Raw genomic sequence first — 14,820 nt, forward strand, 5'->3', positions numbered from 1 at the left:
AATGTATAGATGAGGTTTCTACTGCTCCGGGAGGTGTGCACCGCTCCTTGGGGCGGCCACCGCTACGAGGAGGAAGGAACGGGCTGAGGAGGAAGGGCACACAGCTCGCCGCAGCCGGGGAGACCGGTCCGTCAGGAGGGCAGCCGGGCGGGGAAGGCGACCCGGACCGTCAGACCGCCGCCCGGGTTGGGGTGCGCGGTGGCGGAGGCGGCGTGCGCGCGGGCGAGGGACGCCACGATCGACAGGCCGAGGCCCGCGCCCTCTCCCGGGGCGTGCCGGCGCGCCTCCAGGCGGCGGAACGGCTCGAAGAGGTACGGGACGGCCTCTTCGGGGATCCGCGGCCCGGTGTTGCTGACCTCCAGCGTCCGGTCGTCGACGCATAGCGTGACCCGGCCGTCGGGGCGGTTGTGGCGTACGGCGTTGCCGACCAGGTTCCGCACGAGGTGCGTGAGCAGCACGGGGTCGCCGTCCACGGTCAGCGGATGGATGTCGGTGGCGATGGTCAGCCCGCGTCGCCAGGCGTCGTCGGCGTACTCGGCGGCGACGCTCTCGGCGAGGTCACCGAACGCGACCGCCTCCCTGCGCTGCAGACCCTGGTCGGAGACGGAGAGCAGCAGCAGACCCTCGATCAGGTGCTCGCTGTTCTCGGCGACCTCGATCAGCTTGCCGCGGATGCGCCGGACGTTGTCCGGGTCCGGGTCGGCCAGCCCGATCTCGGCCGCGGCGCGCTGCACGGCCAGGGGAGTGCGCAGCTCGTGCGCGGCGTTGGCGGCGAACCGCTGCTGCGCGGAGACCAGCTGCTCGATGCGGTCGAGCATGCCGTCGAAGGTGTCGGCGAGGTGCTTGAGTTCGCCCGGCGGCGCGTCCAGCGCGATGCGCTCGTGCAGGTTGGCGGCCGAGAGCCGGCGGGCGGTACGGGTGATCACGGAGACCGGGCGCAGCACCCGACCGGCCATCCACCAGGCCAGTGCCACCGAGAGGACGGCGAAGACCAGCAGGGCGATCAGCGAGGTGGTCAGCAGGCGGCTGAGCGCGGCCTGTTCGGCGGCGTCGGTGATGTTCTTGGTGACGCTGTAGAGCCCGCCGTCGCGCAACGCCGGGGTGTAACCGGGAAGCGGTGAGGCGGGCGCCATGGTCGGGCCGGGGACGGGCGTGCCGGTGGCGGCGCCGCTCGGGGCGAGGGGGCCGGGCCCGCGGGGAGTGGCGGTGGTGACAGCCGTGCTCAGAGACGAGTACAGGCCGCTCCGTACCAGGACGTAGACCAGGCCGATGAGCATGGCCCCGGCCAGCACCAGCAGTCCGCCGTAGAGGGTGGTGAGCCGGACGCGTTCGCTGCCGGGGAGCCAGCGGCGGCCGAGCGACGACGGGGGGCGCGGTATCGGGCGGTCCGTGGCGGAAGTGCTCATGCGCCGTCGCCCGCGGGCCCGACCGCGTCGGTCCGCTGCCGGCCCCGGTCCGGCGGCGGGCCCGCGTCCGCCGGCGCGCCGCCGGTCATCCGGTAGCCGGCGCCCGGCACGGTCTCGATCACCGCTGGTTCGCCGAGCTTGGCGCGGAGCTTGCTGAGGGTGACGCGGACCGCGTTGGTGCGGTAGCTGGTGTGCTCCTCCCAGACCTCCTCGATCAGGTCGTCACCGCTGACCACCGCGCCCTCGGCGCGCAGCAGCACCTCCAGCACCCCGAACTCCTTGCGGGACAGGGCGAGCGGGCGCCCGTCGCGGACGGCGAGGCGGCGGGCGGTGTCGACGGTGACGCCCGCCCGCTCCAGGACCGGCGGCAGGGCCGGGCGGGCGCGCCGGCCCAGGGCCAGGACCCGCGCCAGCAGTTCCTCGTACGCGAACGGCTTGGTCAGATAGTCGTCGGCGCCCAGCCCCAGACCGTCCACGCGGTCGCGCACCGTGCCGGACGCGGTGAGCATCAGCACCCGCGTCAGCAGCCGCCGGCCGACGACCTCGCGGCACACCTCGTCGCCGTGCAGTCCCGGCAGATCGCGGTCCAGGACGAGGACGTCGTACGCCCCGAAGCGCAGTTTGGCCAATGCCTCCCGGCCGTCGTGGGCGACATCGGCCGCGATCGCGTCGCGGCGCAGCCCCTCGGCAATCATCTCCGCGAGGAATTCCTCGTCCTCCACCACCAGAACGCGCATGGCGTCATGTCTACCCGAGGGGCACCTTTCGGCGGTGTAAACGTCTTTCGCCGCACCGGCCCGGACCTGCGGAATTCACCGCTGTGGCGCCGCCTGTCCGGGGGCGTCGGAGAGCGGTTAGAGAAACGAAAGGCGGCCCGGTGCCAGCCTCTGCCGCGTCAGGTCACCACCGCATTCGGCACGGAGGAAATCCATGAGGCAGCGCAGGGCGTCAGTGGCGGCGGCATCGTTGGCGGCGGGGCTGGCGATATTCGCCACCGCCTGCTCCGGCGGCGGCGCGCAGGAGAGCACCGGCGGCGGCTCGGACGCCAACGGCAAGGGCAAGGAGGCGGACGCGGCGTACCGGCACCGCCAGTGCCTTCGCGACCACGGGGTGAAGGTCGAGGAGCCCAAGCCTGGGCAGGACCCGCGCAGCATGGTCGTCGGCGGCTCCAAGACCGACCCGGAGAAGATGAAGAAGGCGTTCAAGGAGTGCAAGGACAGCGGTCCCGGCGCCGGTCAGGACGGGCCGAGCCAGGCGGACAAGGACAAGGCGCTGGAGTTCGCCCGGTGCATGCGGGAGAACGGCTTCAACATGCCCGACCCGAAGTTCGGCGGCGACGAAATGCAAAAGGCGATGCCGATCCCGAAGGGCGCGGAGAAGGAGAAGTTCGAGAAGGCCAACGCGGCGTGTGGCGGCCGGAATGCCGGCTGAGGAGGGGCGGCGCGCCGCCCGGCGCGGCCGCACGAAGTATCTCGTCTCCGCGCTGGTGGTCGCGGCCGTCCTGGCCGGCGGTGGCGCGGCGATCGGTTCGGTGACCGGGCGTCAGGACGCCGGGCAGCAGACGCCGAAGAACGCCCTGCCGCCGGACACCGACACCGTCCGGCGCCAGGACCTCAGCAGCAGCACCCAGGTCGACGGATCGCTCGGCTACGCCAAGGAACGCAAGGTCAACGGCGGTGCGGCGGGCACGCTGACCTGGCTGCCCGCGACCGGCTCCACGGTGGAACGCGACGGCGCGCTGTACGAGACCGACGGCCGCATCGTCCGGCTGATGTACGGCGGGAAGCCGATGTACCGGTCCTTGAAGCAGGGCGACGAGGGCGCCGACGTCCGGCAGCTGAAGGAGAACCTGCGGGCGCTCGGGTACGGCGACGCGCTGGCCGTGGACGAGGAGTTCACCCCCGGCACCACGGAGGCGGTCAAGCGCTGGCAGAAGGCGCACGGGCTGAAGCAGACCGGCACCACCGGGCCGGACCAGATCTCCTTCCAGCCGGGCGCGGTGCGGATCAAGAACAAGGAGGCGGCGGTCGGCGACCAGGTCTCGCCCGGCCGTCCGCTGCTGACCACCACCGGCTCCGCGCGGGAGGTCCGGATCAAGCTCGATGTCGCGCAGGCCGACCTGGCTAAGCCCGGCACGAAGGTGACGGTGCAGCTGCCCGGCGGCGGCTCGGCCGAGGGCAAGGTCGCCTCCGTCGACCGCAGCGTCACCGAGGAGGGCAGCGACCCGTCGGGCAAGACCCCGAAGATCACCGCGCGGATCGCCTTCACGGATCCGGGCAAGGTCACCGCGTTCGACCAGGCGCCGGTGACGGTCGACATCGTCGGCGAGGTCCGCGAGGACGTGCTGACCGTGCCGGTGAACGCGCTTCTCGCGCTGCCCGGCGGCGGCTTCGGCGTGCAGGTCGTCGAGGGCGGCACGGTGCGCGACGTCCGCGTGAAGCTGGGCATGTTCGGGCAGGGCCGGGTGGAGATATCCGGCGGGGGCCTGAAGCCGGGCACGAAGGTCGGGGTGCCGAAGGCATGAGCGCCCGCACCGACCTCAGTGCTCCCGCCGGTCCGGCGGACCCCGCGGCCCGTGCCCCGGGACACGTCATCGAGCTGGCCGGGGTCACCAAGGAGTACCCGGGCGGGGTCGCCGCGCTGCGCGGCGTGGACCTGCGGGTCGCGCGCGCGGAACTGCTGGCCATCGTCGGCCCGTCCGGCTCCGGCAAGTCCACCCTGCTGCACATCATCGGCACCCTGGACCGCCCGACGGCCGGCGAGGTCACCATCGCGGGCCACGACATCGCCTCGCTCACCGACCGCAGGCTCTCCGCACTGCGCGCCCGGCACATCGGCTTCGTCTTCCAGTCCTTCCACCTGGTGCCCGGCATCAGCGCACAGGACAACGTCGCCGAAGGGCTGCTCTACTCCGGGCTGCCGCGCGCCGAGCGCCGCCGCCGGGCCGCCGACGCGCTGGACCGGGTCGGTCTCGCGGACCGTATGACGCACCGGCCGCACGAGCTGTCGGGCGGTCAGAAGCAGCGGGTGGCCATCGCCCGGGCGGTGGTCGGCGAACCGGACCTGCTGCTGGCCGACGAACCGACCGGAGCGCTGGACTCCGCCTCCGGCGCGGCGGTCATGGCACTGCTGCACGACCTGAACAAGGAGGGCGCCACCATCGCCGTCATCACCCACGACAGCGACATCGCCGCGCAGCTGCCCCGGCAGGTGCGGATCCGCGACGGCCACGTGGTCACCGACGAGGGGCCGATGGCCGACGGGAGCCGGACGTACGGCACCCGGGCCGCCCCCGGGACGGACGGCGGGCCCGCGGCCCCCGGGAGCGCGGAGCGGTGAGGCGCGGCATGCTCTCCCCGGCCTCCCTCGGCCCGCGCGAGGTGCTGCACGTCGGGTCGGCGGGGCTGCGCGCCCGCCCCGTGCGGGTGGTGCTCTCCGCCCTCGGCATCGCCATCGGTATCGCGACGATGATCGCGGTGGTCGGCATCTCCGCGTCCAGCAAGGCGCAACTCCTGCAGAAACTCGACGCGTTGGGCACCAACATGCTGGTCGCCACGCCGGGCCAGGGGATGTTCGGCGAGGAGGTGAAACTGCCGAAGGAGGCGCCCGGGATGGTGGGGCGGATCGACGGGGTCCGGCAGGTCGGCGCCACCGGCGATCTGGAGGTGTCGGTACGGCGCAGCGAGAAGATCCCCGTGGAGGAGACCGGTGGCATCACGGTCAAGGCCGCCGGGGTGGGGCTGCTGGGGACACTGCGCGGCGCGATGGCGTCCGGCACCTGGCTCAACGACGCCAACGGCCGCTATCCGTCCGTGGTGCTCGGCCATGTCGCCGCCGAGCGGCTCGGCATCAGCCGCCCCGGGCAGCAGGTGGCCGTCGGCGGCCGGTACTTCACCGTCGTCGGCATCCTGCGGCCGCTGCCGCTCGCGCCGGAGATCGAGCGGGCCGCCCTGGTCGGCTGGACGGCGGCGGGCGAACTGCTCGGCTTCGACGGCCACCCCACGGCGATCTACGAACGGTCCACCGACGCCTCGGTGCACCGTGTGCGGGACCTCGTCCCGCACTCCGTCGACCCGCAGAATCCGCGCAATGTGCAGGTGAGCGACCCGTCGTCGGCGCTCCAGGCGAAGGCCGCGACGGAGGGGACCTTCACCGGTCTGCTGCTCGGGCTCGGCGGGGTGGCGCTGCTCGTCGGAGGTGTCGGGGTCGCCAACACCATGATCATTTCGGTGTTGGAACGCCGTCACGAGATCGGCCTTCGCCGCTCGATGGGCGCCACCCGCGGCCAGATCCGGCTGCAGTTCGTGACCGAGTCGCTGCTGCTGTCTGGCCTGGGCGGGATCGCCGGCATCGCCCTGGGCGCCGCCGCGACCTACGCCTTCGCGGCCGCGGGCGGCATGCCGTGGGTGGTGCCGCTGTGGGCGGTGGCCGGCGGCTTCGGGGCGACGCTGGCGATCGGCACCGTCGCCGGTCTCTACCCGGCCGTCCGGGCCGCCCGGCTCTCGCCCACGCTCGCCCTGCAAGCCGTGTAGGGCGCCGGACGCGGACGGCGGGGCCCGCGTCCGCGTCCGGCCGGGCTCCGGCTCCCACGAAGGCGGCCCACCCGACCGGTCCGGTCGCCCGTCGCCCGCCCGCCGCGGGACATACGTTCGGCGGCGGCCGGACCGGGCCGGACGGGGGGCCGTACGAGTTGCTTCCGGGGCACCGCCTCTCGTCCTGCGGGATCCGGCCGCACCGGCGTGCTTACGATCCACTCCGGCCTCCGGTCGGAAGGGTGGAAGGGAACGCCAGATGAGAGCCGTAGCAGTCAGCGCATTCGGTGAACAGCCGCAGCTCATGGATCTGCCACAGCCCGAGCCAGGGCCGGGGGAGGTCCTGGTCCGGCTGTCCGCCGCCGGAGTCAACCCCATCGACTGGAAGATCGCGGAAGGCATGTTCGGTGATGCCATGCCGGCCGCGTTCCCGCTGGTCATGGGAGCCGACGGGGCGGGCGAAGTGCTCGCGATCGGGACCGGCGTGCGGCGCTTCACGGTCGGTGACGCGGTGTTCGGCCAGTTCCAGCGGACGGAGCAGGGCGGCGGCTCGTACGCCGAACTCGCCCTCGCCGACGAGGCGGCGATCGCACCGGCCGCCCGCAGCGTCACCTACGCCACCTCCGCGGCCGTGCCGACGGCCGGCACGACCGCCTACAACCTGGTCGAGGAGACCCGCGTCAGCGAGGGCAGAAGGGTGCTGATCGTCGGCGCGACCGGCGGGGTGGGCACCTTCACCACCCAGCTGGCGGCCGGCCGCGGCGCCGAGGTCATCGCCACCGCCCGCGCCGCCCAGTCGGAGCTGATGCGGAATCTGGGGGCCGCCGAAACCGTCGACCACACCGTGGGCCCGGTCGCCGACCAGGTCCTCGCCGCCCACCCGGACGGCGTGGACGTGCTGATCGATCTGGCCAGCGGTCCTGCGGAGTTCAGCGCGATGACCCGGACCGTCCGGGACGGCGGAACGGCCGTCTCCACCATCGGCTCGGCCGACGCGGACGATCTGACCGAGCACAATCTGCGCGGCTTCAACTTCGTCAACCGGCCCTCGCCGCAGCTCCTGGAGATCCTCGCCGGGCAGGTCGACTCCGGCCGGCTGACGGTGCTGGTGGGCCGCGAGGTGCTTCTGGAGGAGGCACCCGAGGCGATCGCCGCCCAGCGCAAGGGGCGGACCCAGGGCAAGACGGTGCTGACGATCTGAGCCCCTGTCACCCGTGGTCCCGGCGCTCCGGCCGCCCGCCGTCCCGGTGGGCGGCCGTCGCCATGAGCGCGCGGACGGCGGGCGGCCCGGCGGCGGCGAGCGCGGCGGTCAGCAGGGCGGCACCCAGGAGCAGCCAGACCGCGGTACGCAGCGAGCCGGTGAGGGCGTCCGCGAAGGCTTCGGCCGCCGGCCGGGAGACCACCGCGGGCAGCGCGTCCACGGCGCGGGCGCGGACCAGCGCGAGCGCTGCGGCCAGCAGCGCGGTCGCCGCGGCGCACCCCAGCCCGGTGCAGATGAGGGCGCGCCGCCTGCGCCGCGCGAGCAGCAGCCCGGCCAGCAGGCAGAGGGCCGCGGCCGGCGGCATCAGCAGGGCGGCGACGCGTACGGCCTGGTAGGCGGTGCGGGCCCGCGGCACGTCCGGGGAGTGCAGCAGCACGATCTCGGTGCCCATACGCGGGACGCGCCGGGCGACGTCGATCCCCAGGCCGTTGGCGGCCACCTGGTGTTTGACGCGTTCGATGATCGGCGTCAGGTCGAGGGTCACCGGAGCGTTGCCGGAGGCGGTCAGGGTGCCGTCCAGGGCCTGGTGGGCGTTGCGGTGCACACCGCTCCACACCGTGGGGAAGGCGCGGCCGGTGACGACCTGGCGTACCTGCTTGTCGACGAACTCGCGGATGCCGCGGGTGAACCGCTGGCGCAGCGCGGGCCGCTCCGCCCGGGGAATGGCCTTGAGCAGTCCGTCGAGCCGGATGTGCGCCATCACGCCGTCGGTCACGTCGTCGACGATGGCGTCCTGGACCGCGGCGTTCGCGGCGAGCGGCGCGACGGCGGACACATAGCGGTCGGTGTCGGTGAGTTCGGTGCGGGCCCACACGGCGGCCAGGCTCAGCGGCACCATCAGCGTCGCGATCAGCAGGAGCACGCCGCCGCCGAGCGCGCGGCCGGGCCGCCGGGGAGGGTGCGGTACGTGCTCCGCCTCCGCCGCCCGGCCGCCTGCGCGTGCGGGGGCGCTCGCTGACATGGCTCCCGGTCCTTCCTGAACGGCGAACGTGTCGCCCTTACAGGCAAATCCGAACCGGCACCGGCCGCGAGCGGGGCCGGTGCCAATGGGTGACCGCGCGGGCGGCCGGGTGGCGCGCCGCCCCGCCGGCCCCCCGGGGAGTGGCCGTGCCGTGGCTCAGAGGCGGGCCGCCACGCGCCGGCCGCGCCCGCTGTCCCCGCCACGCCCCCTGTCCCCGGGCTCAGCGTCCCCGCCGCGCCCGCCGTCCCCGCGCCCACCCCTGCGCCGGCGCACCGCACGGAGCACGCCCGAGGCGAGCAGGCCGCAGACCACCAGTGCCAGGGTCCACCAGAGCCAGCCGTCGTCCCCGTCCTCCTCCCGTGTCGCCGGCAGGTCGTCGGTGTCGCCCGAGCAGGCGCTCGGGGCGTCGGAGCCGCCCAGATAGACGCAGACGGTGGTGTTGGCGCGAAGGGTGCCGGGGGCTGCCGTGGCGGCCGGCGTGGGGCGCTCGCCGAGGACCGCCGAGGCGGTGAACTCCCGGACGGCGTGGGCGGGCAGGTCGGACCGCCAGACGGCCCGCTGCTCCCCGGTGCCGCGCCGTACGACCGTGCCGCCCTCGGCGGAGACCGTGGCGGCGGTGGCCGGCATCCGCTGTTCGGTACGTGTCGCGGACAGGCCGGTGTCGCCCAGGTTGCGCACGGTGATGCGGTAGCCGAGGCGGTCCCCGGGCTCGGCGCGGTCGGTGCCGTCGGTCACCGTCACCGAGACGGGGCCGCCGGGCGGTGCCTGGCGGGCGGGGGCGGCGGCGGACGGTCCGGGGAGCGTGGCGGCGCAGAGCAGCGCGCAGACGGCAGCGGTTCTCATGCCGTCATCCGAGCACCGCAGCCCGCCGCACCGGCGGCTTCCGCCCTGCCTGCGGGCCGGGTTCACCCGAGCGAGGGGACGGCGGCGGTGGGGACGGGCGCTACGGGGCGGTTGCGCGGGTGGGCGCGGCCGTACGGGCGCGGCGGCGCGTCCTACTCGCGGTACCCGCCGGGCCGGTGGACCGGGCCGTGGGTGTCCTCGCAGTGGTCGGCCCGTGGCTCCGGCCGGGGCCCGCTGCTCAGGGTCAGGACCTCGTCGGCGGACGCCTGCTCACCGACGTGGTCGACCTGGAGGGTGGCGTGGGTGATGCCGTACTCCAGGTCGAGGACTTCCTGCAGGGTGCGGCGGACCTTGTGGCAGTCGCCGCCCGGCTCCACCAGCACATGCGCGGACAGCGCGGGCTGGCCGGAGGTGATCTGCCAGATGTGCAGATCGTGCACCTCGACGACCTGGTCGGTGGAGGCGAGGTGGTCGCCCAGCGCGTCCGGGTCGACGCCGGCCGGCGCTGCCTCCATGAAGATCCGCCCGGACTCGCGGACCAGGCCCGTACCGGCCTTCAGCATCAGGGCGACGACCACGAGTGTGGCGATCGCGTCGGCCCGCTCGAAGCCGGTGGTCAGCACGATCAGGCCGGCGACCGCGGTGGCGACGAAGCCGAACAGGTCGGTGAGGATGTGCTGGTAGGCGCCCTCGATGTTCAGGCTGGAGCGGTTCGCCCTGGAGAGGAACCAGGTGCAGACGAGGTTCACCACGACGCCGGAGAGCGCGGTGACCAGGACCAGTCCGCCGGTGACCTCGGGCGGCGAGATCAGCCGCTGGACCGCCTCGTACGCGAGCCAGACCGACAGCAGCAGCAAGGTGATGCCGTTGGCCTGCGCGGAGAGGATCTCGGCGCGCTTGAGGCCGTAGGTGTAGCCGCCGCGCGCGGGCCGGGCGGCCAGCCGCATCGCGATCAGGGCCAGTGCGATGGAGACGGCGTCGGTGAGCATGTGGGCGGCGTCCGAGATCAGCGCCAGCGACTGGGCCACGAAACCGATGACGACCTCGACCGCCATGTAGGCGGTGATCAGGGCCAGGGCGGCGCGCAGCCAGCGCCGGTCGGCGTCCGGGGAGACGGCGTGCGCGTGGCTGTGCCCGTGGGCCGTGGCCCCGTGGTGCCCGTGGTCGTGTCCGGTCATGGCGCGCTCCTTCCTGGGTCGTCCCTGCGAAGCAAACCGCACTTCGGCGGGAGATCCAAAGGCTGCACCGGTGACCGTTGTCATTACCGTCAAACGGCCTATCGTCGCTGGTCAGAGCGGTGGGGGCGGGGAAGCGCGGACAGGCGGAAACGGAAGGCCGTGGTCCGGCGGCCGGGGCGTCGCCCTCCACCGCCCCGCGCTGCCGGGGCACGGCGGCGGGCGCCGGCAGCGCCCCGGAGGCGTCCCCCGGCGACCGCAGGCGGCGTTCACCGGGCCCGCAGGACCCCGGCGGCGCAGGCGGCCAGCAGGCAGAGTGCCACCGGCAGCAGGAACGTGATGTTGAGCGGGACGGCATGGGTCATCGGCCCGATGACGGCGGGCCCGGCGAGCATGCCGAGATAGCCCAGACCGGCCACCCGGGACACATGCGCACCGGAGGCTTCGGGGTCCACATGGCCCGCGGCGCTGAAGAACTGCGGGACGCAGCCGGACAGGCCGATGCCGAAGAGCGTCCAGCCCGCGAGGGCGAGGGGCACCGAGGGGGTCAGGGCGGCGGCTGTGAGACCGACGGCGGCCAGGGCCGTGCCGTAGCGGACCAGGCGCACCGGACCGAACCGGAGGACCACGCGGTCGGTGGCGAACCTGCCGATGGTCATCGCCGTGGCGAACGCGCCGTAGGCAAGGGCGGCCGTCGGGGCGGAGGCGCCCAGGACGTCCCGCAGATGCAGCACGCTCCAGTCGTTGGCGACGCCTTCACACAGCATCAGGGCCGTTGCCAGCAGGGCGAGCAGCCAGACCCGGGAGGGTGTGCCGCGGGTGCGGGCGGGCGCGCCGTCCGTGGCCGGCGCGGCGGTCTCCCCCGCGGCGTCCCGGCCGGCTCCGGTGTCCGGCCGCAGCAGCCCGGCGGCGGTGAGCAGCGTGACGGCCACGCCGAAGGCCGCGACGCAGCCCAGGGTCAGGGGCGCGCTCCAGCCCCAGCCGAGGGAGCGGGCGCCGGCCAGCGCCGCGAGCACGCCGCCGACGGAGAAGACCGCGTGGAAGGCGGACATGACGGGCCGTCCGTATCCGCGCTCCACCTGGACGGCGTGGGTGTTCATCCCGACGTCCAGACAGCCGTTGCCGAAGCCCAGCACCAGCAGCGCCGCCGCCAGGGCCCAGGGGCCCTCCGCCGGCCCCGGCAGCACGAGCGCGGCGCTGCACAGCACGCCGCCCGCCGGGACGACGCGGTGGCTGCCGTAGCGGTCGGTCAGCGGCCCGCAGAGCTGCATCCCCGCGAAGGCGCCGGCGCCGAGGAAGAGCAGCAGCCAGCCCAGCACCGCGTGGCTGACGCCGGCCCGCTGCTCGACGGCTGGGATGTGCACGATCCACATGCCCATGACGAAGCCGTTGAGGGCGAAGAATCCGAAGGTGGCGAGCCGGGCCGTCCGCAGCCGCCGGCCCGGCGGGCCCGGTGGGGAGAGCGCCGCAGTGGCCGGGGTCGGACGGGTCGTCGGATCGCTGGTCCGATCGCTGGTCGGATCACTGGGAGCAGTCACCGGAAGGAGGCTAGCGAACAGAATCCCTGTTCGCTAGCTTGACTTACGAACATGATCGGTGTGCGATGTGGTGATGTCGAGTACAGACCGGCTCACCCTGATCACCCAGGCCCTGCGCGAGTCCGAGCGGCTGAGCGTCGCGGAACTGGCCGCGCTCACCGGCGCCTCGGAGATGACCGTCCGGCGCGATCTGGAGCAACTGGCGGAACAGGGCGTGCTGGAGCGCTTCCGGGGCGGCGCGAGGAGCCTGGTGCTGCGCGGCGAGGAGCCGCCGTTCGGCCTGCGCGCACGCGAGGGCACGGCGGTCAAGGAACGGATCGCCGCCGAGGTGGCCGGCCTGATCGCGGACCGTGAGTCCGTCGTCCTCGACAGCGGTACGACCTGCCTGGAAGTCGCCAAAGCGCTGCGGGAGCGGCCCCTGACGGTCATGCCGCTCTCCCTGCACGCGGCCAACGCCCTGGTCGGCGCGCCCGCCCTCAAGCTGCTGCTGCCGGGCGGCGAGCCCCGCCCCGGCGAACTCGCGGTGACCGGACCGCTGGCCGAGGCGTCGCTCGCCGCGCTGCGCTTCGACACCGCCGTCATCGGCTGCTGCGGCCTGACACCCGGCGACGGCGTGACCGCCTACGACCTGGCGGACGCCGCGATCAAGCGCGCCGCCATCGCCTCCGCCCGCCGGGTCATCGCGGTCGCCGACGCCGCCAAGCTGTCGCGCACGGCGCTGGCCTTCGTCGCCGCCGCGAGCGCCCTCGACGTCCTGGTCACCGACACGGACGCGCCGGACGAAGCCGTCGACGCGCTGGCCGCGGCGGGGGTGGCGGTGCGGCGCGTGTGACCCGGGCACCGGTCGGCGCACGCCGGTCCCCGGGCCGGTGACCTGCGTCGGAAGTGATGCCGCGCGCCCGCCCGCCGGGGCCGCGTGCCGGGCTCTCCCGCCACCTCGTGTGCTCCCCCCCCACAACGGCACGCACCGACCGGTCAGTAAAGTTCGGCACTCGGTCCCCGTCCCCTCCCGACCTCTGAGGTACTCGGCAGTGAGCCCCGCACCATCCCTCTGCGTCGTCGGCATCGGGGCCGACGGCTGGGACGGCCTGCCCGCCGCCTCCCAGCAGGCCCTGCTCCGTGCCGACGTGCTCATCGGCGGCCCCCGCCAGCTCGCCCTGCTGCCCGGCGACTGCGCGGGCGAACGGGTGCCGTGGCCCTCGCCGCTGCGCCCCGCCGTCCCCGGACTCCTCGCCGCGCACACCGGCCGCCGGATCTGCGTCCTGGCCAGCGGCGACCCGATGTTCTACGGCATCGGCCGGACGCTCACCGAGACCCTGGGCGCCGAGGCCGCCGGGCGGCTGCGGGTGCTGCCGCACCCGTCCTCCGTCTCCCACGCCTGCGCCCGGCTCGGCTGGCCGGTGGAGGACACCGAGGTCGTCACGCTCGTCGGCCGCCCCGCCGAGAACCTGCTCGCCCCCCTGCACGACGGCCGCCGGCTGCTGGTGCTGTCCGCGGGTGCCGACACCCCCGGCGAGGTCGCGGCCCTGCTGGGCGCCCACGGCTTCGGCCCCACCCGGATGCGGGTCCTCGAACAGCTCGGCGGCGACCGCGAGCGGCTGACCGACGGCACCGCCGCCGACTGGGCACACCCGCCCGCAGACCCGCTGAACGTCATCGCCCTGGACTGCGCCCGGGAGCCCGGCGCGCTGCGGCTGTCGGCCGCGCCTGGCCTGCCCGACAGCGCCTACGAGCACGACGGGCAGCTCACCAAGCGCCACGTCCGCGCCGCCACCCTCGCCGCTCTGGCGCCCGCCCCCGGCGAACTGCTGTGGGACATCGGCGGCGGCTCCGGCTCCATCGCGATCGAATGGCTGCGCACCCACCGTGCGTGCCGTGCGGTCACCGTAGAGCGCGACCCGGTGCGCGCCGAGCGGATCGGCCGCAACGCCCGCACCCTCGGCGTACCGGCGCTGCGCGTCGTGCACGGTCCCGCGCCCGCGGCGCTGGACGGCCTGCCCACGCCGGACGCGGTGTTCATCGGCGGCGGCCTGACCGCGCCCGGCCTGCTGGCCGCGTGCTGGGAGGCGCTGCCGACCGGCGGCCGGCTCGTCGCCAACACGGTGACGCTGGAATCCGAGGCGCTGCTCGCCGACTGGTACCGCAGGCACGGCGGCGACCTGGTCCGGCTGGCGGTCGCGCACGCCGTGCCGGTCGGCGGATTCACCGGCTGGCGGCAGGCGATGCCGGTCACCCAGTGGGCGGCGGTCAAACCGGCCGCCCCGGCGCCGCAGCCCGAGTCCCCCTCCCTCCCTCAGGAGTACCAAGAGCGATGACCGTCCACTTCATCGGTGCGGGCCCCGGGGCCGCCGACCTGATCACCGTGCGCGGCGCCCGGACCCTGGCCGGCTGCGGCGTCTGCCTGTACGCCGGCAGCCTGGTGCCGCGCGAGCTGCTCGCCGAGTGCCCGCCGGACGCGCGGCTGATCGACACCGCCCAGCTCGACCTCGACACCATCACCGCCGAGATGGTCCGCGCGCACGAAGAGGGCCACGACATCGCCCGGCTGCACTCCGGCGACCCGTCCGTCTTCAGCGCGGTGGCCGAGCAGATGCGCCGCCTGGACGCGGCCGGGGTGCCCTACGACGTGGTGCCCGGCGTCCCCGCGTTCGCCGCCGCGGCCGCCGCTCTCAAGCGTGAGCTGACGGTGCCCACGGTCGGCCAGACGGTGATCCTCACCCGCGTCGCGCAGCGCGCGACCCCCATGCCCGAGGGCGAGGACCTCGCCACTCTCGGCCGCAGCGGCGCGCTGCTCGTGCTGCACCTCGCCGCCATGTACGTCGACCGGGTCGTCGACGAACTCCTTCCGCACTACGGCGCCGACTGCCCGGCCGCCGTCGTCGCGATGGCCTCCCGCCCGGACGAACTGGTCCTGCGCGGCACCCTGTCCGACATCGCCGCCCAGGTGAAGGCGGCCGGTGTCGTCCGCACCGCCGTCATCATGGTCGGCCGCACCCTCGGCGCCGAACAGTTCCGCGACAGCCACCTGTACTCCACGGACCGCGAACGCCCGCACGCCCCGTGCGACGCGCCGTCCGGGGACGCCTCCTAGGGGCCTCCTGGGC

The 14,820-nt window shown here is 74.6% G+C and carries 14 protein-coding genes; 8 read left to right on the forward strand and 6 right to left on the reverse strand.

Features of this window, described 5'->3' with window-relative positions; all coding sequences use genetic code 11:
- Positions 1-131: 131 nt before the first annotated feature.
- Entirely contained in the window at positions 132-1,406 is a 1,275-nt protein-coding gene (locus QOM21_RS18715) for a sensor histidine kinase (protein ID WP_407551565.1), read from the reverse strand.
- Positions 1,403-2,143: a response regulator transcription factor gene (locus tag QOM21_RS18720; protein ID WP_407551567.1), complete on the reverse strand. Its 741-nt coding sequence runs from the start codon at positions 2,141-2,143 to the stop codon at positions 1,403-1,405. The genes QOM21_RS18715 and QOM21_RS18720 overlap by 4 nt, the downstream gene beginning before the upstream one ends.
- Before the next feature lie 193 nt (positions 2,144-2,336).
- Between QOM21_RS18720 and QOM21_RS18725 the strand changes: the two genes are divergently transcribed.
- The 5 genes from QOM21_RS18725 to QOM21_RS18745 all read left to right on the forward strand — a co-directional run bounded on the left by QOM21_RS18725 (position 2,337) and on the right by QOM21_RS18745 (position 7,139).
- Complete coding sequence (locus QOM21_RS18725; protein ID WP_407551568.1) at positions 2,337-2,837, forward strand: hypothetical protein; 501 nt, start codon at positions 2,337-2,339, stop codon at positions 2,835-2,837.
- Complete coding sequence (locus tag QOM21_RS18730; RefSeq protein ID WP_407551570.1) at positions 2,827-3,930, forward strand: peptidoglycan-binding protein; 1,104 nt, start codon at positions 2,827-2,829, stop codon at positions 3,928-3,930. Before QOM21_RS18725 ends, QOM21_RS18730 begins: the two co-directional genes overlap by 11 nt.
- Entirely contained in the window at positions 3,927-4,745 is an 819-nt protein-coding gene (locus QOM21_RS18735; RefSeq protein WP_407551572.1) for an ABC transporter ATP-binding protein, read from the forward strand. The genes QOM21_RS18730 and QOM21_RS18735 overlap by 4 nt, the downstream gene beginning before the upstream one ends.
- 8 nt (positions 4,746-4,753) lie before the next feature.
- Positions 4,754-5,938, forward strand: a complete 1,185-nt coding sequence (locus tag QOM21_RS18740) for an ABC transporter permease (RefSeq protein WP_407551574.1) — start codon at positions 4,754-4,756, stop codon at positions 5,936-5,938.
- Between the two features lie 259 nt (positions 5,939-6,197).
- A complete protein-coding gene (locus tag QOM21_RS18745; RefSeq protein WP_407551576.1) occupies positions 6,198-7,139 on the forward strand; it encodes an NADP-dependent oxidoreductase in 942 nt (313 codons plus the stop codon).
- A 7-nt stretch (positions 7,140-7,146) separates the two neighbouring features.
- On the opposite strand, the gene QOM21_RS18750 is transcribed toward QOM21_RS18745, so the two are convergent.
- The 4 genes from QOM21_RS18750 to QOM21_RS18765 form a co-directional block, all read right to left on the reverse strand.
- Entirely contained in the window at positions 7,147-8,160 is a 1,014-nt protein-coding gene (locus QOM21_RS18750) for a hypothetical protein (RefSeq protein ID WP_407551578.1), read from the reverse strand.
- A gap of 156 nt (positions 8,161-8,316) precedes the next feature.
- A complete protein-coding gene (locus QOM21_RS18755) occupies positions 8,317-9,003 on the reverse strand; it encodes a hypothetical protein (RefSeq protein WP_407551580.1) in 687 nt (228 codons plus the stop codon).
- A 152-nt stretch (positions 9,004-9,155) separates the two neighbouring features.
- Positions 9,156-10,181, reverse strand: a complete 1,026-nt coding sequence (locus QOM21_RS18760) for a cation diffusion facilitator family transporter (RefSeq protein WP_407551582.1) — start codon at positions 10,179-10,181, stop codon at positions 9,156-9,158.
- A 266-nt stretch (positions 10,182-10,447) separates the two neighbouring features.
- Positions 10,448-11,716 (reverse strand): MFS transporter, encoded by a 1,269-nt coding sequence (locus tag QOM21_RS18765; RefSeq protein WP_407551584.1) that lies wholly within the window; start codon positions 11,714-11,716, stop codon positions 10,448-10,450.
- Positions 11,717-11,789: 73 nt separating this feature from the next.
- Between QOM21_RS18765 and QOM21_RS18770 the strand changes: the two genes are divergently transcribed.
- The 3 genes from QOM21_RS18770 (at position 11,790) to cobM (ending at position 14,807) form a co-directional block, all read left to right on the forward strand.
- Positions 11,790-12,548 carry a DeoR/GlpR family DNA-binding transcription regulator gene (locus QOM21_RS18770; RefSeq protein WP_407551586.1) on the forward strand — a complete coding sequence of 253 codons (759 nt, stop codon included), beginning with the start codon at positions 11,790-11,792 and terminating at the stop codon, positions 12,546-12,548.
- 199 nt (positions 12,549-12,747) lie between these two features.
- On the forward strand, positions 12,748-14,031 hold the full coding sequence (gene cbiE / locus QOM21_RS18775; protein WP_407551588.1) for a precorrin-6y C5,15-methyltransferase (decarboxylating) subunit CbiE: 1,284 nt from the start codon (positions 12,748-12,750) through the stop codon (positions 14,029-14,031).
- Positions 14,028-14,807 carry a precorrin-4 C(11)-methyltransferase gene (gene cobM / locus QOM21_RS18780; protein ID WP_407551590.1) on the forward strand — a complete coding sequence of 260 codons (780 nt, stop codon included), beginning with the start codon at positions 14,028-14,030 and terminating at the stop codon, positions 14,805-14,807. The genes cbiE and cobM overlap by 4 nt, the downstream gene beginning before the upstream one ends.
- Positions 14,808-14,820: the final 13 nt, after the last annotated feature.

The sequence above is a fragment of the Streptomyces sp. Pv4-95 genome (assembly GCF_045782725.1).
Lineage (GTDB): Bacteria > Actinomycetota > Actinomycetes > Streptomycetales > Streptomycetaceae > Streptomyces.